This window comes from Olsenella absiana (assembly GCF_036408855.1).
Lineage (GTDB): Bacteria > Actinomycetota > Coriobacteriia > Coriobacteriales > Atopobiaceae > Olsenella_K > Olsenella_K absiana.
In genome coordinates, this window is sequence record NZ_JAZGJQ010000014.1 from 36,545 (window position 1) to 55,881 (window position 19,337).

The window sequence follows — 19,337 nt, forward strand, 5'->3', positions numbered from 1 at the left end:
CCCCGATTGCCGTAAGCTGGGGATATGTGCCACGCACGCCGTCGCGGGCGGCGCCTCGGGCGCGCCCGCAGGCGTGGTGGGAAGCGCGGGAGAAGGGGTTCTCATGGACGCAAAAGCCCTCTACAAGTTCTCTTCAGGCCTCTACGTCGTCTCCGCGGCGACGGACGACGACTGGGGCGCCTGCCTCATCAACACCGGGTTGCAGCTCACGAGCAGCCCACTGCAGGTCGAGGTGGTGGTCAACAAGCAGAACCACACCGAGGGGGTGATCGAGCGGGCCGGCCACTTCGCCCTCTGCCCCATCACCGAGGAGGCGGACATGCCCTACGTCGGCCGCTTCGGCTTCCGCACCTCCACGGAGTTCGACAAGTTCGCAGGCATCGAGAGGCGCACGACCGTCCTGGGCGACCCCTTCACGCCGGTCGCCTCCGCGGCGGTCCTCGCCTGCAAGGTCGTCTGCACCCTCGACGTCGGCACGCACGTGGTCTTCGTCGGCGAGGTGGTCGACGCCGAGGTGCTCTCGTCCGCGGCGCCCATGACCTACGCCTACTACCACTCGACGCTCAAGGGCAAGACGCCGCCGAAGGCCTCGTCGTTCGTCCCCGGCGCGTAGCCGGCTAGCCCGGGAGGCAGACCATGATCTACACCGTGACGCTCAACCCCGCGGTCGACAAGACCGCCCAGGTGCCGAACTTCTCGATAGACGCCGTCAACCGCATCGAGGAGCTGCGCCAGGACGCGGGCGGCAAGGGCATCAACGTCTCGAAGGTCGTCGCCGCGCTCGGCGGCGAGACCGAGGCGCTGTGCCTGCTCGCCGGCAACGCGGGACGCTGGATCCAGGGGCAGCTCGGGTCGATGCGGATCGCCTGCGACCCCTTCGAGGTGGCGGGCGAGACGCGTACCAACCTCAAGCTCGTGGACCCCATCCGCGGCACCCACACCGACATCAACGAGCCCGGCCCGACGGTCCCGCGCGAGGCGCTCGCCGAGGTGCTCTCGGCGCTCGTCTCCAAGGTCACGGGCGACGACGTCGTCGTGCTGGCGGGCAGCCTGCCGGTCGGCGTCTCGCCCGCCCTCTACGCGAGCTGGATCGACGAGCTCGGCAGGCGCGGGTGCCGGACCTACCTCGACGCCGACGGCGAGGCCCTGCGGCTCGGAGTCGAGGCCAGGCCGAGCTTCATCAAGCCCAACCTCCCCGAGCTCTCCGAGCTGTGCGGACGGCGCTTCCAGGACAACGCCGACGTCGCCCGGACGGCCAGGGACCTCGTGGCCGACGGCATCTCGCGCGTCGTCGTGAGCCTCGGCAGCGAGGGGGCCCTGTTCGTCAGCGAGGCCGGCGCCTGGCTCGCGCGTGCGCCCAAGGTCACGGTCGGCTCCACGGTCGGCTCCGGCGACTCGGTCGTCGCCGCAGTAGCCTACTCCGAGCAGGTGGGTCTGGCCGAGGAGGGCACCATGCGGCTCTCCATGGCCTGCGGCGCGGCCAACGCCATGCAGTCCGGCACCCAGGCGGCCCCGCGCGACCTCGTGGACTCGCTCGTCTCGGACGTCGTCATCGAGCAGGTTCTCTAGGCGGGGTCGCCCTCGCCCCCGCGCAGGAACTCCCTGAGCGCACCCAGGCGCCTGGTCGCCTGGGTGCGTCCGTCCACGTACAGCTCGAGCAGGGGCTCCCCTTCCTTCTCCGCCGTGGCGACGCCGACGGGCGCGGAGGGCGAGAACACGAACGCGCGCCCCTCGGCCTCGAGCTCGCGGACGCGTGCGTACTGCGCGTTGTACCGCTCGGCACGGGTCTCGAGCGCGTGGGTGTAGTAGGGGTACTCGTCGTAGCGGTGCGACCTCACCACGAGGGACTCGGTCGAGCCGTCCTTCCGATAGCTCTCGTGCTGCGTGAGGACCACCACGGCGCGGCTGGCGGGCGCGAGCCCCGCGGGCATGGATGACGCGCCCTCGCCCAGGGCCATCTCGACCGGGACCGAGTCCGTCGTCCCGCCGTCGAGCAGGCGCCTGCCCGCGACCTCGACCGGACGCGAGAAGAGCGGGAGCGAGGCCGAGGCCCGCACCATGTCCACGTCGTCGGGGAGCCTTTTGCACTCGAGGTAGACGGGACTGCCGAACACGACGTCCGTGGCGACGCAGAGCATCCTCAGCCGGTTGGCGTTGAACGTCCGCACGTCGCAGGGGTCGATCCGCTCCTGCACCTCGTGGTAGAGGAACCGGTCGCCCGTGAGGTTGCCCGTGCGGGCGAACGAGCGCAGCGACATCATGCGCTTGTCGTCGCGAAAGGCCAGCATGATGCGAATCGTCCGCCCGATCTGGCGCGACTTGTAGCTCGCCGCGTTGAGCGCGCCGGCCGACGTCCCCCAGACGCTGCCGAAGTCGTAGACGCCATTCTCCATGAGGACGTCGAGCACGCCCGCCGTGAAGACGCCGCGGTAGCCGCCGCCCTCGAGTACGAGGGCGTTTTCCGGCGAACCGGCGGGAACCTCCCGGCCGGCCGGCGCCTCGGACCCCTCCGAGAGGCTCCCGTGCGCGCCCGCGCGCGCCATGTCCTTCTCGCCCATGGCTCCCCCTTCGATCGCTCGCCCCCAGCCCAGGAACTGCCGGGGTAGCGTTTCATTTCCCAGTTTCCGGCAAGTCTAGTCGTTGCGCCCGATCCGACGCGCCGGCGTCTAGGGGCCCGCACGTCGGGTATACTGAGAGGGTCGCGCCGGCGAGGAGCCGGGGGCGGCGCGTAGCTTGACATTCGCATGGTGGCCAGTCCCATCGCCATCTCAATGGGGGCGACTGGTTTCGACAGGGTAGGTCTGAGATGGGAAGCAAGCCGTGGTCGCCTCTCCACGCTAATCAGGGACACCGTCAAATTTAATTGACAACACTGATTCTTACGAGCCTCTGGCTCTTGCTGCTTAGTTAACCTAACCAGCACGTCAATCCGTCGGTCTCCCCTGCCGGCGGTGCGGCGTCATCTCAGGGGGATGCGCGTGCGGACGTAGCCGGTATGCCGCACGCCAAGATCGAACCGGCTCGGACGCCGAACGCGGGTCACCGGGTGCGAGGCGTCCTAGACCCAACCGGTGACTGAGCTTGGAGAAACCCGTCAGGGACCTGCCTTGGACCGGAGTTCGATTCTCCGCGCCTCCACCATACGAGAAGAGCGCGGGCGCCTGCGCCCGCCAGATGCACGAGGGCGCCCCGCTGCGAAAGGCGGGACGCCCTCTTTTCTACCTATGCCAACCTATGGCAGCAGACGGCACGGCCGGGCCGCAGCCCTTGGCGCAGGCGCGCCGAACGGCCGCGAGCGCTACTCCTCGACCAGCTCGAACATGTCGGGACCGACGCCGCAGACGGGGCAGACGTAGTCCTCGGGGAGCTCGGGCGTGTCCACGGTGACCTCGAAGCCGCAGACGGTGCAGCGGAACGTGTAGGTCTTCTTCTCTTCGGCCATGACGGTAGCCTCTCTCTTCGCGGCGCGCACCCCTGGGGCGCGCCTCTGCCTTGGTGAGGTTTGGGGGGCCAGGCAGGGACCCCTCTCGGTCCATGGTACCCCATGGGCGCCCGGGCCGACGCGCGATTGCGCCCTACCTGCTGCGCTCCTTGAGGGCGCGCTGGATGTCGCGGTCCGCCTGACGCGCCGCCAGGTCCTGGCGCTTGTCGTAGAGCTTCTTGCCGCGGCCGAGGCCGATCGCGAGCTTAACGCGGCTGGCCTCGTCGAAGTAGAGCTCGATCGGGACGAGCGCGAGGCCCTTGGCCTGGAGCTTCTGCTCGAGGTAGCGGATCTGGCGCCGGTGGAGGAGGAGCTTGCGCCTCCTGTCCGGGTCGACGTTCCAGATGCTGCCGTTCGAGTAGGGGTGGACGTGCACGCCCACCAGCCAGGCCTCGCCACCACGGATCTGGCAGAAGGAGTCGGTTATCTGGCAGCCCCTCTCGCGGAGGCTGCGGACCTCGGTGCCCGTCAGGACGAGGCCGGCCTCGAAGGTCTCGTCTATGAAGTACGCGTGGTAGGCGGCCTTGTTGCGGGCGATGGTCTTCTTCTCGCGCCTAGGCATCCCGACTGCCCCCCCTCCCGTCGGTGGCGTCCGCGTCCGCCTCGCGCAGGGCCTCGAGCAGCGTCATCGCCGCGGGCTCCCCCACGAGGTCGCGGGCGCGCACGACGAACGAGGTGGCCTCGCGCGCCTCGCCTGCGCGCGCGGCGTCGAGTCCGCACTCGAGCAGGCAGATCGCGATCTCGGCGCTCGCCCCGAAGGGCAGGCCCTCCTCCGAGAGGACGTCCGTGGCCTCCTGCTCGTCGAGCGCGTCCGGATCGCGGCCGTCCGCGCGGGCGCGCTCGACCTCCTCTGCAAGCCCCGCGTCGGCGGCTCCGAGCGACTGCGCCGCCTTGAGCGCCGCGGCCGACGCGCGCCCCTTGCCCTGCGCGGAGAACCACCTCGAGAAGTTGAGGTAGGCCCTCACGAGGTGGGCCGGGTCGCTCGCGCGCTCGAAGACGCTGTAGCTGAGTGCTAGGAACTCGTTCACGTCGCCCTCGGCGCGGTAGAGCTCGGCAAGGTTGAGCCTCGAGGCGCAGTCCATGGGGTTCCAGCGGACCGCCTGCCTGAGGGACGCCATCGCGCCCTCGCGGTCGTCGAGGACGACGTCGGCGTGCGCGAGGTCGGCGTAGAGCCTGCCGAGCGGCTCCCCGACGTCGTAGAGCGTGCGGGGGTCCTGCTCGACCCGCACGTACGCGAGGTACTCGAAGGCCGAGGGGAAGCTGAAGAACTGCTGCTCCTCGGTCGTCTGGCAGTTCCGGTCGACGTACTCCTCGGCGTCGTCCGCGAGCCTCGCGAGTCGGTCGCGAGCGAGCTCCGCCTCCCCCTGCAGGAGGAGCCCCTCGGCCCCCTCGATTTCTTCCTCTAGCATCGTCTGTTCCACGTGTGCTCCTTCGTGCGCCCGGACGCCCCGGGCCTCTCGCCTGTGCGAATCGAACGTCAGATTGGTAGGTACCCTAATCCCCGCCCGCCGATGCGTCCGAGGCGCACCCGCGCGGGCCGGCGAGCCTGAAGTCTATCCTCCCACGGGAGGGGTCCGCCCCCGCGACCTCGACGGCCACCCGCCTCCCGAGCCCCCAGACGCGACCGGTCGACTCCCCCGTGAGCGTCAGGCGCTCCTCGTCGTAGGAGAACCACTCCTCGCCGAGCGCGCGCGTGGGCAGAAGCCCCTCGGCCAGGGTGTCGTCGAGCATGACGAAGAGCCCGTAGCGCTCGCAACCCGTGACGATGCCGGAGAAGCTCTCGCCGACGCGGCCGCGGAAGAGCTCGGCCATCTTGAGGCGCTGGGTCGCGCGAGCCGCTGCGTCCGCGACGCGCTCGCGCTCCGAGCAGTCCCGGCAGAGCTGGGGGAGCTGCCTCTCGACGCTGTGCTGCTCCGGGGAGGCGACGTCGCCGGCGAGCAGCGCCTTGAGGGCCCGGTGCACGATCACGTCGGGGTAGCGCCTGATGGGTGACGTGAAGTGGCAGTACGCACTCGCTCCGAGCGCGTAGTGGCCCTCGTTGTGGGGCAAGTAGACGGCACGGCGCTGCGCCCTCAGGAGCAGGGCGTTCGCCAGGTACTCCCCGCTCGTGCCCCTCGCGCGCGCGAGGACGCCCTGGAGGACTCCGGGGACGCCGGCCACGAGGGACTCGGCCTCGTCGCCCCGCACGAGCCCGAGCTCGCGCAGGGGGACGAGGCACGCCCTGAGGTCGTCCGGTGCGGGACGCTCGTGCACGCGGTAGGCGCACGGGACGTCGCGGTCGGAGAGCATGCGCGCCACCGCCTCGTTGGCCATGAGCATCGCCTCCTCGATGAGCGAGGTCGCCCTCGTCTTCGACCTGACGTCGACGCCCACGGGGCACCCCTCGTCGTCGAGGATGACCCGGGCCTCCCTCGTCTCGAAGTCGACGGAGCCGCGCCGTCGCCTGACGCCCTCCCTCAGGCGCGCCACCTCGTCGAGCGTGGCCAGGGCACGGGCGATCCCCTCGCCCATGGCGCCGGCGCCGAGGTCCGCGGGCTGCAGCTCCCCTAGGAGAAGCCGGTCGACCGTCGGGTAGTCGAGGCGCGCGCTCGAACGGATCGCCGCCTTCGAGGCCTCGGCGCCGACGACCTCGCCGTCGGGGCCGAGGATGAGCCGGACGCTCATGGAGAGGCGGTCCTCCCCCGGCCTAAGCGAGCAGACGTCGCAGGAGAGCTGCTCGGGCAGCATGGGCACGACGCGGTCGACGAGGTAGGCCGAGCAGGTCCTCTGACGCGCCTCGATGTCGAGCGAGGAGCCCCAGGGGAGGTAGTGGGTCACGTCGGCTATGTGCACCCAGACCTCGAAGCCGCCCCCGTCGAGGCGCCGCGCCCCGACCGCGTCGTCGAAGTCGCGCGCGTCGGCGGGGTCGACGGTGAAGCAGAGCAAGCGGCGCAGGTCGAGCCGGTCCGGGTCCGCCGCGAGGGCGCCCTCCACGTCCGCCCGGACCCCTCCCGCCTCCGCGAGCGCGGCGGGCGAGAACTGGGTCTCGAGGCCGAAGGAGGCTATGACGGACTCCACCCCGAGGTCGAGCTCCTCTGCCGAGCCCAGCCTGCGATCTACCGTCACGACCCCTGCGCTCCTCCTCGTGGGGTACTCGAGGATGCGGGCGACCACGACGTCCCCGGACGCGACGCCGAGCCTATTCGCGGAGTCGTCCTCGGGGACCACGAAGAAGTCGCGCTTGATGCGCGCGTCGAGGGGCACGACGGCCCCGAGCGGGTCGAGGCGGGAGTAGGTCCCCACGAACGAGGAGGTCGCGCGCTCGAGGACGGCCTGCACGTAGGCGAGCCTCTCGGGCCCTCCCCCATGCGGTGCGACGAGGCTCACCTGCACCTCGTCACCGTCCATCCCCTCGCGGATCCCGGAACGCGCCACGACGAAGGTACCCTCGGGCGTCTCGACGCTGGCACGCCCGGGGCTCGTGACGCGCAGGATGCCCGTCAGCAGCTTGCGCGGCTTGCGCGCTGCGGGATGGTTACCGTGGCGCCTGCTCCCGTGATGTGGCCTCTTGCGTCCCATGCGCCCTCCTTAGCAGAAGGGGCGACGCAGCAAGGCCGCGCCGCCCCAAGTCACTACGGTTTCGCCCCCGGCGAGCCTACACCTTGAGGTAGCGCCTCATGGCGATGGCGGAACCGAACAGGCCGATGACGACACCGATCACGAACAGTATGCCGTAGGTCTGGAACATGACGGACGGCGAGAGCTCGAAGCTCAGGAACTGGAGGCTGTTCGATAGCTGCGGCAGCAGGTAGCTCGCACCGAGGTGCAGCACGATAATCGCGAGGACCGAGCCGATGATCGCCTCAAGCGCTCCTTCGGCGATGAACGGCCCCCTGATGAAGCCGTTCGAAGCGCCGACCAGACGCTCGATCGCAATCTCGCGCCTGCGGGCGGAGATGGCCAGCCTGATCGTGTTGTTGATGAAGACGAAGGCGACGAACGTGAGCAGGAGGACGAGGACGACCGCGGCCACGCGCACCCAGGCGGTGACGCTGAAGAGGCGCTCTACCGTCTCTCGCCCGTACTGCACGGAGGCGGAGGTGTTGCCGGGGTCGTCGGCGATGCTCGCGAAGTCGGGGTCGTCGATAATCCTGCTCGCGACGGACTCCACCTGCTCGGGCTCGGTCATCTTGATGACGAGCGAGGCGGGGACGGGGTTCTCGCCGTCGAGGGCCGCCACCGCGTCCTCAGCGTTGCGGTTTGACATGGTCTCGCGGTACTCCTGGAGCGCCTCGTCCTTGCTCTTGTAGGTGACGGACTGGACGTTGTCCCAGGAAGATACCTTCGACTGGAAGGCGTCAACGGCAGCCTGGTCGGCGGAGTCGGAGAGGAACGCCTGGATGGTGACGCGATCCTCGACGTCGCCCACCATGTTGCCAATGAGGACGCTGCCGAGCACGAAGACGCCGATCACAAACAGCGAGAGAAAGATGGTGACGATGGCGCCAAGGCACGTCGACCAGTTCCTGTGGATGTGATGGGTCGCCTCGCGGACAGAATAGCCAAAGTTAGAGGGAACCATAGAAGCCGTACCCACCTCTCTCCTGGTCGCGAACCACGTGACCTGCCTCGAGCGCTATGACGCGCCTGCGCATCGAGTCGACCATCTCGCGGTCGTGCGTCGCCATGACGACGGTGGTCCCGGTTCGATTGATGCGGTCGAGCAGCTTCATGATGCCGAGCGAGATGGCGGGATCGAGGTTGCCCGTGGGCTCGTCGCACACCAGAAGCGGCGGACGATTGACCATGGCCCTAGCGACGGAGACGCGCTGCTGCTCGCCACCAGACAGCTGGTCGGGGTAGTTGTCCATCTTCTCCGCGAGGCCCACGAGACGCAGCACCTCGGGAACCTGGGCCTTCACCACGGACTTTGGTTTGCCGATGCACTCGAGCGCGAAGGCCACGTTGCCGTAGACCGTCTTGTCGGGCAAGAGCTTGAAGTCCTGGAACACGGTGCCGATCTGGCGGCGCAGGTAGGGAACCTTCCAGTTGCGCATCTTCGTGAGGTCCTGGCCAGCGACGAGGACCTGGCCCTTGGTCGCGCGGATCTCTCGGGTAAGGAGGCGCAGGAAGGTCGACTTGCCCGAGCCGGAGTGTCCGACGACGAAGACGAACTCGCCCGGATAGATGTCCAGGGAGATGTCGTCGAGGGCCGGCTTGTTGGGCTGTGCCGGGTAGATGAGGGTAACGTTGCGGAACGATATGGTGGGAGTCCCGGTGTGCGGCACCACCGCCACGTCGTCGCCGCGCAGGGGGTCGTAGACGCTCGGCGCGGGGTTGGCGCTCGGGGCGTCCACGGGCGTGATGTCGGTCTTGGCCGTCACGACGTGCACGGGATCCGGTCCCTCGCCCGCGCCTGCATCGGCGGCGCCAGGCGCGGCGGACGCGCTCGTCCCCTCGCCAGCGGCGGTAGGAGCCTCGACGCCCTCGGCCTCGGCGGCCTGGGTCGCATCCTCCCCCGCCTGCTCGTTGCTGCGGAAATGGGTTGCCACGAAAGCTCCTTTTCTCTTTCGGGAGCGGTACGGACGAAAAGCATAGTAGAATTCTCCGCCGCCCGGTCGCGACGGAGATGCATCCCTACATATACTGCAAAGCCCGACCAGCCTCTCCCGGGGCCTGTCGACGGCCCCGCCGCCGTCAGCCCGTGACGGGGGCGGAGCGGTCGGCGTTGACCATCCAGCGGTGGTAGCCGATCACGAACTGGTCGAGGTCTCCGTCCTCGAGCACCGCCTCCACGTTGCCCGTCTCCACACCCGTGCGCAGGTCCTTCACCATCTGGTAGGGATAGAGCACGTAGCTTCTGATTTGGCTGCCGAAGCCTATGTCCTGCTTGGGCCCCCTGAGCTCGTCGAGGGCCGCCTCCCTCTTCTGGAGCTCCAGCTCGTAGAGGCGGCTGCGCAGGATGCCCATCGCAATCTCCTTGTTCTGGAGCTGGCTGCGCTCGTTCTGGCAGGTGACCACTATGCCCGTGGGAAGGTGCGTGATGCGCACCGCGGAGTCCGTGGTGTTGACGCCCTGGCCGCCATGGCCCGTCGCATGGTACACGTCGACCCTCAGGTCCTTCGGGTCCACGTCCACCTCGACGTCATCCGGGAGGACCGGCAGCACCTCGACGCCGGCGAAGGTGGTCTGACGGCGCTTCTTCTCGTCGGTCGGCGAGATGCGGACGAGACGATGGACACCTTGCTCGGCACGGAGCATGCCGTAGGCGTTCTTGCCGGAGACCGTGAAGGTCGCCCTGTCTATTCCGATGATCTCGGCGGTGGGGGCGTCGTTGACCGTTACCTTCCAGCCCCTCCGCTCGCAGTAGCGCAGGTACATGTGAAGTAGCATCGCGCACCAGTCCTGGGCCTCGAGCCCGCCCTGGCCGGGCGTGATGTTCACGATGGCGTCGCCGTGGTCGAACTCCCCCGTGAACCAGCTCGACAGCTCAAGCTCAGCCAGGCTCGCCTCGAGCTTTGCCACGCAGGAGTCCGCCTCACCGAGGAGGTCGGCGTCCTCCGTCTCGCTGCCGAGCTCGAAGGCCGCCTCGGCGTCGCCGAGCAGTGCGCGGGCACGCTCGATGCTCGCGAGGTCCTCCTTCATGCGCGTGATGTCCGCCATGGTCTTGCTGGCGCTCTCCGCGTCGTCCCAGAACCCCGGCAGGGCGCTCTGCCGCTCGAGCGCCTCGACGTCCGAGCGAAGGTCGTCCGCGTGGAGGTAGCCCTCCACCTCCTTGAGCCTGTTCGAAAGCGCTCCGAGCGCCTCTGTCGTGACATCCGCCATGCTATCGGTTCCTGCCGTGACAGTTCTTGAACTTCTTGCCGCTCCCGCACGGGCAGGGGTCGTTCCTGCCGACGCCCGCATACGGGTCGTGGTCCGCCTTGCGATAGGTCATGGGCTTGCCTGCGCCCGCCTGGCCGGCACCCTTGCCGCCAGCGGGGACGCGCCTGCCCGCACGCTCGGCGCCCCGGTCGCCGTCGACCTCGGAGGGGCCCGAGTAACGGGCGCCCCTGAGCTCCTCGGACTCCTCGTCTGCGCCCGCCTGCGGCCTCGGCTCCTTGACCACGACCTCGATGCGCAGGATCGTGCGCAGGAAGTCTTCGTACATCGTGTCGACGAGCGTGGTGAAGGCGGCGTACGCCTCGCTCTTGTACTCCACGAGCGGGTCGCGCTGGCCGAAGCCGCGCAGCCCGATGCCGGTCTTGAGGTAGTCCATCTCCTGCAGGTAGGCCATCCACCTGGTGTCGATCACGCGTAGCATGACCTGGGTCGAGAGCTCGTGCATGAGCTTGTCACCGAGGCGCCCGGTCTTCTCCGCGTAGCACTCCTCGACGAACTCGTCGACCTTGTCCACGACGTCCTCCGGGTCGTCGTCGCGGTCTACCTCCACGAGGTCGGCCGGCTTGCCCGTGAGGCCGCCGAGCCACTTGAGGAGCCCCTTGACGTCCCACGCCTCCGGGTCGCCCTCGGCCGGGCAGTAGGTCTCGACCTCGCGCTGGACGGTCTCCCGGGTGACCTCGCTCACGTGCTCGGTAAGGTCCTTGCCGTCCAGGATCTTGTTCCGTTCCTCGTAGATGACCTGGCGCTGCTTGTTCATGACGTCATCGTAGTCGAGGACGTTCTTGCGCATGGAGAAGTTGATCTCCTCGACCTTGCGCTGGGCGCCCTCCACGGCCTTCGTCACCATCTTCGCCTGGATCGGCATGTCATCGGGCATGTCGTAGCGCTCCATCATGGCCGCGATGCGGTCCATCCTGTCCCCCGCGAACAGCCTCATGAGGTCATCCTCGAGCGAGAGGTAGAACTGGGTCTCGCCGGGGTCTCCCTGGCGGCCGGAGCGGCCGCGCAGCTGGTTGTCGATGCGCCGGCTCTCGTGGCGCTCGGTGCCGATCACGGCGAGGCCGCCGGCGGCCCTCACGCGCTCGCGCTCCTCCGAGCAGATCCGCCTCGCCCTCTCGAGCGCGGCCGCCCGCACCTCCGCGGGGGCCTCCGCAGGCTCGATGTTCTGCTCCCTCAGCATGTCGTCGGCCATGAAGTCAGGGTTGCCGCCAAGCAGGATGTCCGTTCCTCGGCCGGCCATGTTCGTCGCGATGGTGACCGCTCCCTCGCGACCCGCCTGGGCCACGATCTGCGCCTCGCGCTCATGGTACTTGGCGTTGAGGACGCTGTGCTTGATGCCCCTCTTGGAGAGGAGCCGCGAGAGGCGCTCGGAGTTCTCGATCGAGACGGTGCCCACCAGGCAGGGCTGCCCCTTGGCGTGGCGCGCCTCGATGTCGTCGACCACGGCGTTGAACTTGCTCCTGATGTCACGGTAGACGAGGTCGTCATGGTCCTTGCGGATGACGGGCTTGTTGGGCGGGATGACCGTGACGGGCAGGTTGTAGATCTCGCGGAACTCCGCGTCCTCGGTCATGGCCGTGCCGGTCATGCCCGAGAGCTTGTCGTAGAGCCTGAAGTAGTTCTGCAGCGTGATCGTGGCGAGCGTCTGGTTCTCCTCGCGGATGAGCACGCCCTCCTTGGCCTCGATGGCCTGGTGGAGGCCCTCGGAGTAGCGCCTGCCCTCCATGATGCGGCCGGTGAACTCGTCGACGATCTTCACCTCGCCGTCCAGGACGACGTACTGCTGGTCGCGATGGAACATGTACTCGGCCTTCAGCGCCTGTTGGAGGTGGTTGACGAGCTGGCCGGACATGTCGGCGTAGATGTCCTCGATGCCGAGGGCCCGCTCGATCTTCTCGAGCCCCGCCTCCGTCGCGGCGATCGTATGCTTGGCCTCGTCCATCTCGTAGTCGACATCTGCGACGAGCCCACGGACCGCACGCGCGAAGTCCTTGTAGGTGCTCTGGGACTTGGTGCCAGCACCGGAGATGATCAGCGGCGTGCGGGCCTCGTCGATGAGGATCGAGTCGACCTCGTCCACGATCGCGTAGTGATGGCCGCGCTGCACGCGCTGCTCGGCGCGCGTGACCATGTTGTCGCGCAGGTAGTCGAAGCCGAACTCGGAGTTCGTGCCGTAGGTGACGTCTGCGCGGTAGGCCGGCTTCTTGGCCCCGAGCCCCATGCCGTTCTGCAGGATGCCGACATCCATGCCGAGGAAGCGGTATATCTGGCCCATCCATTCGCTGTCTCGTTTGGCGAGGTAGTCGTTGACGGTGACCACGTGGACGCCCTCGCCTGGAATGGCGTTGAGGTAGCCCGCGAGGGTCGAGACGAGCGTCTTGCCCTCGCCCGTCTTCATCTCGGCGATGGTGCCACGATGCAGGGCTATGCCGCCGATGAGCTGCACGTCGAAGTGACGCAGGCCAGTCGTGCGCTTGGACGCCTCCCTCACGACCGCGAACGCCTCGGGAAGCATGTCGTCGAGGCTCTCGCCGTTCGCGTAGCGCTCCCTAAAGAGGGCGGTCTGTCCCTTGAGCTCCGCGTCTCCCATCTTCTGGTAGTCAGGCTCGAGGTCGTCGATGTGGGAGGCTATCCGCTCGAACTCCTTCACGGGCTTGTCGGAGCCCAGCGAGAGCAGCCTCGAAAAGAGTTTTGGCATTAGCTTCTATCCTTATACAGTGTGCTGGTTCGCACGGAGGCTACAACAGTGCAACTTATGATTGTACCACCATCGACCTGGGTTTCGGCATGCGCCGTGCGCCCACATCGAATGCCCAATCTAGCCCTCGGCCCCTTCGCCCGGCACGCCACCCACCCCATCAGCCGTCTCGGGGCCGCCCGCGTCTCCACGCGCCTCGGCATCGACTCCTTCTGGCATGGCCTCGGGTTCTTCGGCCGTCGCCTCGGGCCCCTCTGCCGTCGCCTCGGGCTCGGCGGCGCCGGCAGGCGCCTTCTCGTCCCCCGCACCGTCCGGGACCTCCGTCTCCGGCTCCACGATCCCCAGGATGCTCGCCCTGCCTCCCTTCAGGAGCTTCGACACCGAGTCGCGGAGATCTCGCGAGGGCGGCCTGCGCGTGCGCTCCACGACGCGGTTGCAGAACACCTTGTACTCCTTCTCCGCCTCCGAAGCTCGCCCGGTCGCCACGAGGGTGGCCACGAGCAGCTTGATCGCGTCCTCCCTCATCCCGTCCGCCTCGTAGGCGTTCCGGGCGAACCTCGCGGCCGTGAGCGTACGGCCGACCCTCAGCGCCGCGAGGGTGCCCGCGACCATGACGTCGGCGTACAGGCGTCTCAGGTCCCGTCTCCTCTGCTCGACCAGGCCGATGCCGTCGTTGGCCGGCACGAAGAGGTCCCCTCGATAAATCGTCTCAGCCCGGCGCGCCGCGACCAGCACCAGCCTGTTGTCCCCCTCTCCGTCGAGCGCCTTGCGGGCGACCCGTTCGAAGCCGTCGACGTCCACGACAACGCACTTGGGGTTCAGGGAGAGGGTTCTCTCAGTGCGGTTCGAGAGCAACGCCCCGTCCCCTCGCGTCCCGACCCTGCCGCCCATCACGTGCCTCAACACGCTCGTCGCCTCGTAGACGCGCTGCTGGCCCGCTACGTAGTCCGCGTCGGGCCACACCGACTCCATGATCTTGTACCGCTTCACCTGGTGCCGGGGAGCGGCGGCGAGAAGCGCCAGGAGCTCCTTCGCCCTCCTCCTCTCAAACGACGACGCGGGGACGCGCTCGCCCGCAACGGAGACGGACAGGCCACCCAGGACCGAGATCCTCAGCACGTGCTCCTCGTCCACCTCGCACGCGTCGTCGAGCTGGTCGAGTAGGCCCTCCATGGCCTCGTCGACGCCCCTCTCCGACTGGTCGCTCACGACGGTCGCAACCGCTCCCATCTGTGCGAGCTCACGGCTCCAGGCGGGAGGAACGGCTTCCGAGAAGCGCTCCGACAGCCTTCCGAAGTCGTTCAGGAGCAGGTTTACAAGCCAAGCGGCACCGCTCGGAACGCGCGGCGGGATCGCCTCAGCAGGGGTTCGGTTCACCGAGCGCGCGCCGACGGCGTCTATCAGAATCTCGCAAATCTGGTCGAGCTCGCGAGACCCGCCCTCGCATTCCTTGAGGTCCACCCCCATAGGCCCGCCCTCCCCTGCGTCGATGAGGGCAGAGAGGATCCTGCACGACTCCCAGAGGTAGGGGGAGGGGTTGCCAAGCTCGACGAGGAGCTCCCGGGCCCGATTGAGTCTGACTCCAGCACGCACCGCAGCACCCCTCCTGAGGTCTGAGACGGTCAGCACGACCTCGGCGACAGCCTTCAACATGGTGTCCCCGCTGCGGTCCAGGAGACGTGTCAGAGCCTCGACGTCGCCGTTGTCGACGTCCCTCCCCATCATGATGCCGACCGCCGTCGGGACGGCCTTGTGGATGCCCGAGTGCAGGGGCGGTTTGCCCGCGTCGAGAGTCCGAGCGGAGGCCTCGTGCCAGGCGCATTCCTCCTGGGTGGGCATCGCACCAGAAAGGCCCGTCGACAGGAAGTAGACGTCGGAAAGGAGCGCCGAGAGGAGCGAGCCGTCCCTGTCCGCCAAGAGGCCCCGCGCCTTGAGCGCCTCCCCGAAGGAGTCCGAAAAGCTACCGCAGAGAAGGAGACGAAGCGACTCCGCCATGTGAGAGAGGGCGGCCTCGGCGCCACGTCGGCCCTGCAAGGGGGGGTATTGGCGTCGCGACTCCGATACCCCGGCAGAGCGCGCGGATCTCTTCGATATAGTCTGGCCAGCTCAGACCAGTCGCGACCCCACGCTCGACGACCCCTTCGGCCGGGCACCCGACGTCCCCGCAGTCCTGTCGCATGAGGCACAGGGCCCTTCTCGCCTCCCTCGTCTGCGTCGCAATCCCCAGTCCGAACCGCGAGGCCCTCTCCACGGCATCGGCCACCAGGGGAGCCTCACCCACGTCGATGAAGTCCAGGGCGTTCATGATTGCGAGGGTCGTCTGCCGCAGGCCGTCCGGCGCCATGTTGCACACGATTGCGGCGCGGTTCCACTCCCCCCTTTCCGCCAGCACCTCGGCCACCGCAGCCACGGTATCGGGGAACTCCGAGGCAACGGGCGAAAGGCTCCCGTAGACCATGCTCAGCCCCTCGTAGGTGTCGGTGCCGACGCAGCGGAACTCGCCCTCCGCCAACCTCAGGCCACACACCGGGCAGTTGGACGATATTGAGGCAAGAATGTCGTCATCGCAACGCCTGAGAACCCTCCTCAGGTCTTCGATCGTGCCGTCCCCAAGGAGGAGGGTTGCGCACCTCGCCTCCCTCTCCTCGTTCATCAGGGTCTCGCGGAGCGTCTCGGAGACGATCAACCCGAGGTTCTCGCAATATCCCGGGTCGGACATAACACGTCCGAGGTTACGGCTCTTAATCTTCGAGACCGTCCTCACGAGGAGCGGTATGCCGTGCGTCGCAGCCATCATGTCACGCGCGAGCCCGCTCGTCCTCCTAAGCCTCTTCGGAAGTCCCATCATCAGGTCGCGGGTGCCATAGCAGGGCGCATCGGGAAGCTCCTCCGACAGCTGCAAGGCCTCTGGACGCATGCCGAGCACGATGAAGCAGCCGGCCTCCCGCATTCGCCGAATCGCAGACAGCTCCCTCTGCAGTTCGCTCTCGTCAGCGGGAGGAAGCCCCTTGCACACCGCCATTACCCTCTTCGTGCCAGAACCCTTGACGGCGACTCGCGCAAAGTTCACGAACTTGTGGACTGCATCACCGTCAGAGCAGCCACGAAGGTCGAGGCTACAGACCCTGACCGATGACGAACGCGTGACGCTCGCTATGTAGTCGAGCGTCTCGTCTGCATCCATGCCCGGCTCGGCGCAGACGAGGAACGTGTCGGGCGCCTCCCCAGCCTGGGCGTTGAAGGCGTTCATTATCGTCGCAGCGACGTCGTTCGGCACGTATTGAACCGTCGCTCCAGGATAGGTACCACGACGGCCCCGATTGCCCGCGTTCGCCAACGCCTCCAAGTACTCCTCGCTCATCCTGCCCATTGTTCTTCCTCTTCCTTGCGATGGATATTAGTGAAAGCTACCTCCGCTTTCCACATTCAATAACTTAGCACTTCCTTCAAGAGTTTCTGGATTGATTGTTGATTATTTTTCTTCATTTTTTGCAGTTATTGGCTAGTATATCGTCACTATTTAATCGATATTGTATATTTTGTCTCTAGTACATTATGCATTTTCACAGTCTCATAAAGATTCCGTCAACTTGTTTTTTCAACTAATATTTCTCACGTTTTCGTATATTTTCTTCAGTATTGGGATTCTGCCAGCTTTAATATAAGTTTACTTCTTATAACTTTTTTGTTAATTAATTCTTACTTTTCTCTTCAAGGGAGCCCACGCGGCAACGGATCGTCTGGCGCGCGGCAGATTCGCCCGTTCTCCTCGAATGGGCCCTTGAATTCCCATTGCTAGTGCAACGGCAAAACACGAGGTAGCGGCCCATGGGGACCTACAATGGCGCTTGCGACGACGTTCATTGGAGGGGACCGGCATGGGCCGCTACAGCCATCTTAGCATCGGGGAGCGCGAGGACATCATGGTCCGCTGGCTCGCGCGCGAGGGCGTGAGCCAGATAGCCCGGGAGATCGGGCGCGACAAGTCGACGGTGTCGAGGGAGATCGCGAGGAACGGCTGGGTGCAGCGCGCCGGCTGCAGGGTGCGCTACAGGGCGTCGACCGCCCAGGCGAGGGCGGACGAGCGCAGGCTCGCCTGCAGGCGCCCCAGGGCCCTCAGGCGGCCGGCCGAGCGCTCGCTGGTGGCCTCGCTCATCCTCGGCAGGCACTGGTCGCCGGAGCAGGTGGCGGGCAGGCTGCGCGTGGAGCGCCCCGCCGACGCCGTTAGCGCCAGCACCATCTACCGCGCCGTCAACGACGGGGACCTGGACTGCGAGCTGCCTGGCAGGCAGAGGGTGCGCAGGAGGCTCAGGCACCGCGGGAAGCGCCGCCACCCGAAGGGGACCGGCGACTCCAGGGGCAAGATCAGGGCCACCCACGAGCTCTGCGAGCGCCCTCCCGAGGCGTCCGACCGCTCGCGCGTGGGCGACTGGGAGGGCGACACGGTCGTCGGCAGGGCCGGCGGCCCCTGCCTGGTCACGCAGGTCGACCGGAAGACGGGCTACCTGGTGGGCGGCAGGGCCGCCGCCAGGAGCAGCGCCGCGGTCAACGAGGCAACGGAGCGCGCGCTCTCGGGCGAGGTCGTGAGGACGGTCACGCTGGACCGGGGCTCGGAGTTCGCGGCGGCCTCGGCGCTGCAGGAGGCGATCGGCGCCCCCGTCTACTTCTGCCTGCCGCACCACCCCTGGCAGAGGGGCACCAACGAGAACACCAACGGGCTGCTCAGGGAGTACTTCCCGAAGGGCACGGACCTGGCCGCCGTCAGCGACGCGGACGTCGCGGCGGCGTATGATGACCTGAACCACAGGCCACGCAAGCGCCTGGGCTGGAAGTGCCCGTGGGAGGCCTACCACCAGCAGGCGTTGCACTTGCTCTGAAAATTCAAGCCACGGTTCGGCCGTCAGCCCATCTTCGCTTCAATCCCTCCGCGGTTCGAACGTCCCTCCGAGAGCGAGAATTCCTCACGTTCGTAGAGGGCCCTTGCCTTCTTCAGCTTCCGAGGGATCCGTGCTCGTGAGCGAACTCCCTCTCGGCCAGGGGCGCACTCCATTTGCGACGGCGGCAATGAAGGCGCGACCCATCACGGCATGATTCGAGTTGCCGAGGCGACAAGCACGCAGGGGCCAGTCCCGGGTCAATCGCGACGCCGGTCGAGGGTAGCCAGAGGGTCCCGGGAGAGCTGGTCTGTCAACGGAGGATATGAGGACCTTCGAGCTCTAGTGGACGACCGGCGAGTGCCAGGCGGGCTTCGGGGAGGCCGACTTCAGGGTGAGGGGCGCCGTCACCCGCGGAAAGTACCCCGCGGTGAGCTTCCCGCATTCCAACGTGGGAATCTCGCAGGTCTTCTGGGGCGAGACCTCGGAGTGCGTCTGCGAGGGCCTGAAGGACGTTTTCGCGTCCATGGGGGCGTGCCCCGGAGGCTGCCTTCGACAAAGCCACCGAGGTGGTCAGGCGCTTCGGCACGGTCATCCGCACGAGCGAGCTCCTCAGGCTCTTCAGCGACCACTACGGCTTCGCCTACTCGCTCACGAACCCCTATCTTGGTAACGAGAAGGGGGACGTCGAGGCCAAGGTCGGCTAAGCCCGTCACAACCCCTTCGTGCCGATGCCTGCCCTCTCAGACGTGAGGGGCTACAGCCGAAGGCTAATGCAGTCGTGTCTGGAGCTATCCAGGGAAAGCCCCACTGGAGACTGGGAGAGGAGGAGCTCTCGCTCTTCGAGGGTGACAGGACGGCCTTGCAGGCACTCCCTCCACAGGAGCTCTCCTGCGTGAGGTGGGAGCAGAGGAAGTGCAACAAGCAGGGCGTCCTCACCCTGGCGGGCATCCACCGCTACTCGGCAGGCCCGGACTGGGCACAGAGTTCGGTCACTTGCAATCGCGTCGCCACCCGGCCGCGCGGCCGCTTAAGGAGCATGCATGCCACACAGTTATCGTAAAGTGCAAATGTAACCTGGCTACACACCCGGTGACCAGGGTAAATATGCTTCCGCTGCAGAAGGGGTGATATGCGGAGGGTCTCATGTCATGAGATCCGAGGCCTGACCCGCCTTGGGGCTTGCCATAAGGACTGATATCAATGGAAGCGCCAACAGACGAAACGTCTTTAAAAGTCGTCTATAACCATCGACCCATACTTTAAGGTTGCCATTGAAGCTGGAATAAAGACCGATATAGGGAGGCGCGGCATAGGGAAGGGGGCCCCGGCGCCTGACTCCAGGCTCCGGGACCCCCTCCAGGACCAAACGCCCGCCGCCGGCCGGCGACGCCCTGCTCTCCCACGGGCTATCCCCGCAGTA

At 67.2% G+C, this 19,337-nt stretch carries 16 protein-coding genes and 1 other RNA gene; 5 read left to right on the top strand and 12 right to left on the bottom strand.

Annotated elements, in window-relative coordinates; genetic code table 11:
* Positions 1 to 103 precede the first annotated feature (103 nt).
* Entirely contained in the window at positions 104 to 613 is a 510-nt protein-coding gene (locus VXJ25_RS09245) for a flavin reductase family protein (protein WP_330958929.1), read from the top strand.
* A gap of 23 nt (positions 614 to 636) precedes the next feature.
* Complete coding sequence (gene pfkB, locus VXJ25_RS09250; RefSeq protein WP_330958930.1) at positions 637 to 1,569, top strand: 1-phosphofructokinase; 933 nt, start codon at positions 637 to 639, stop codon at positions 1,567 to 1,569.
* Here the strand turns inward: pfkB and VXJ25_RS09255 are convergent.
* Complete coding sequence (locus tag VXJ25_RS09255) at positions 1,566 to 2,558, bottom strand: patatin-like phospholipase family protein (RefSeq protein ID WP_330958931.1); 993 nt, start codon at positions 2,556 to 2,558, stop codon at positions 1,566 to 1,568. The two genes, pfkB and VXJ25_RS09255, sit on opposite strands and share 4 nt — an antisense overlap.
* 215 nt (positions 2,559 to 2,773) lie before the next feature.
* Between VXJ25_RS09255 and ssrA the strand changes: the two genes are divergently transcribed.
* Positions 2,774 to 3,141: a transfer-messenger RNA gene (gene ssrA, locus VXJ25_RS09260) on the top strand.
* Between the two features lie 157 nt (positions 3,142 to 3,298).
* On the opposite strand, the gene VXJ25_RS09265 is transcribed toward ssrA, so the two are convergent.
* From VXJ25_RS09265 to VXJ25_RS09310, 10 genes are all read right to left on the bottom strand, one after another.
* Complete coding sequence (locus VXJ25_RS09265; protein WP_330958932.1) at positions 3,299 to 3,442, bottom strand: rubredoxin-like domain-containing protein; 144 nt, start codon at positions 3,440 to 3,442, stop codon at positions 3,299 to 3,301.
* A gap of 133 nt (positions 3,443 to 3,575) precedes the next feature.
* Complete coding sequence (gene smpB / locus VXJ25_RS09270) at positions 3,576 to 4,043, bottom strand: SsrA-binding protein SmpB (RefSeq protein WP_330958933.1); 468 nt, start codon at positions 4,041 to 4,043, stop codon at positions 3,576 to 3,578.
* Positions 4,036 to 4,890 (bottom strand): tetratricopeptide repeat protein, encoded by an 855-nt coding sequence (locus VXJ25_RS09275; RefSeq protein ID WP_330958934.1) that lies wholly within the window; start codon positions 4,888 to 4,890, stop codon positions 4,036 to 4,038. Before VXJ25_RS09275 ends, smpB begins: the two co-directional genes overlap by 8 nt.
* 85 nt (positions 4,891 to 4,975) lie before the next feature.
* Positions 4,976 to 7,039 (bottom strand): ribonuclease R family protein, encoded by a 2,064-nt coding sequence (locus tag VXJ25_RS09280; RefSeq protein WP_330958935.1) that lies wholly within the window; start codon positions 7,037 to 7,039, stop codon positions 4,976 to 4,978.
* A 76-nt stretch (positions 7,040 to 7,115) separates the two neighbouring features.
* Positions 7,116 to 8,042: a permease-like cell division protein FtsX gene (gene ftsX, locus VXJ25_RS09285; RefSeq protein WP_330958936.1), complete on the bottom strand. Its 927-nt coding sequence runs from the start codon at positions 8,040 to 8,042 to the stop codon at positions 7,116 to 7,118.
* Positions 8,029 to 9,012: a cell division ATP-binding protein FtsE gene (ftsE, locus tag VXJ25_RS09290; protein WP_330958937.1), complete on the bottom strand. Its 984-nt coding sequence runs from the start codon at positions 9,010 to 9,012 to the stop codon at positions 8,029 to 8,031. The genes ftsX and ftsE overlap by 14 nt, the downstream gene beginning before the upstream one ends.
* A gap of 145 nt (positions 9,013 to 9,157) precedes the next feature.
* Positions 9,158 to 10,285: a peptide chain release factor 2 gene (prfB, locus tag VXJ25_RS09295; RefSeq protein WP_330958938.1), complete on the bottom strand. Its 1,128-nt coding sequence runs from the start codon at positions 10,283 to 10,285 to the stop codon at positions 9,158 to 9,160.
* Position 10,286: 1 nt separating this feature from the next.
* The gene (secA, locus tag VXJ25_RS09300) at positions 10,287 to 13,040 is read right to left on the bottom strand and encodes a preprotein translocase subunit SecA (RefSeq protein WP_330958939.1); all 2,754 of its coding nucleotides are present in this window, start codon (positions 13,038 to 13,040) and stop codon (positions 10,287 to 10,289) included.
* Positions 13,041 to 13,160: 120 nt separating this feature from the next.
* Positions 13,161 to 14,957, bottom strand: coding sequence for an AfsR/SARP family transcriptional regulator (locus VXJ25_RS09305; protein WP_330958940.1), 1,797 nt, complete (start codon positions 14,955 to 14,957; stop codon positions 13,161 to 13,163).
* A 43-nt stretch (positions 14,958 to 15,000) separates the two neighbouring features.
* Complete coding sequence (locus VXJ25_RS09310) at positions 15,001 to 16,410, bottom strand: hypothetical protein (protein ID WP_330958941.1); 1,410 nt, start codon at positions 16,408 to 16,410, stop codon at positions 15,001 to 15,003.
* Between the two features lie 508 nt (positions 16,411 to 16,918).
* Here VXJ25_RS09310 and VXJ25_RS09315 point away from each other — a divergent pair.
* Positions 16,919 to 17,917 (top strand): IS30 family transposase, encoded by a 999-nt coding sequence (locus tag VXJ25_RS09315; protein WP_330958942.1) that lies wholly within the window; start codon positions 16,919 to 16,921, stop codon positions 17,915 to 17,917.
* Between the two features lie 339 nt (positions 17,918 to 18,256).
* Here VXJ25_RS09315 and VXJ25_RS09320 read toward each other — a convergent pair whose 3' ends face one another.
* The gene (locus VXJ25_RS09320; RefSeq protein WP_330958943.1) at positions 18,257 to 18,442 is read right to left on the bottom strand and encodes a hypothetical protein; all 186 of its coding nucleotides are present in this window, start codon (positions 18,440 to 18,442) and stop codon (positions 18,257 to 18,259) included.
* A 41-nt stretch (positions 18,443 to 18,483) separates the two neighbouring features.
* Between VXJ25_RS09320 and VXJ25_RS09325 the strand changes: the two genes are divergently transcribed.
* A complete protein-coding gene (locus VXJ25_RS09325) occupies positions 18,484 to 18,621 on the top strand; it encodes a hypothetical protein (RefSeq protein WP_330958944.1) in 138 nt (45 codons plus the stop codon).
* The last annotated feature ends 716 nt before the right edge of the window (positions 18,622 to 19,337 follow it).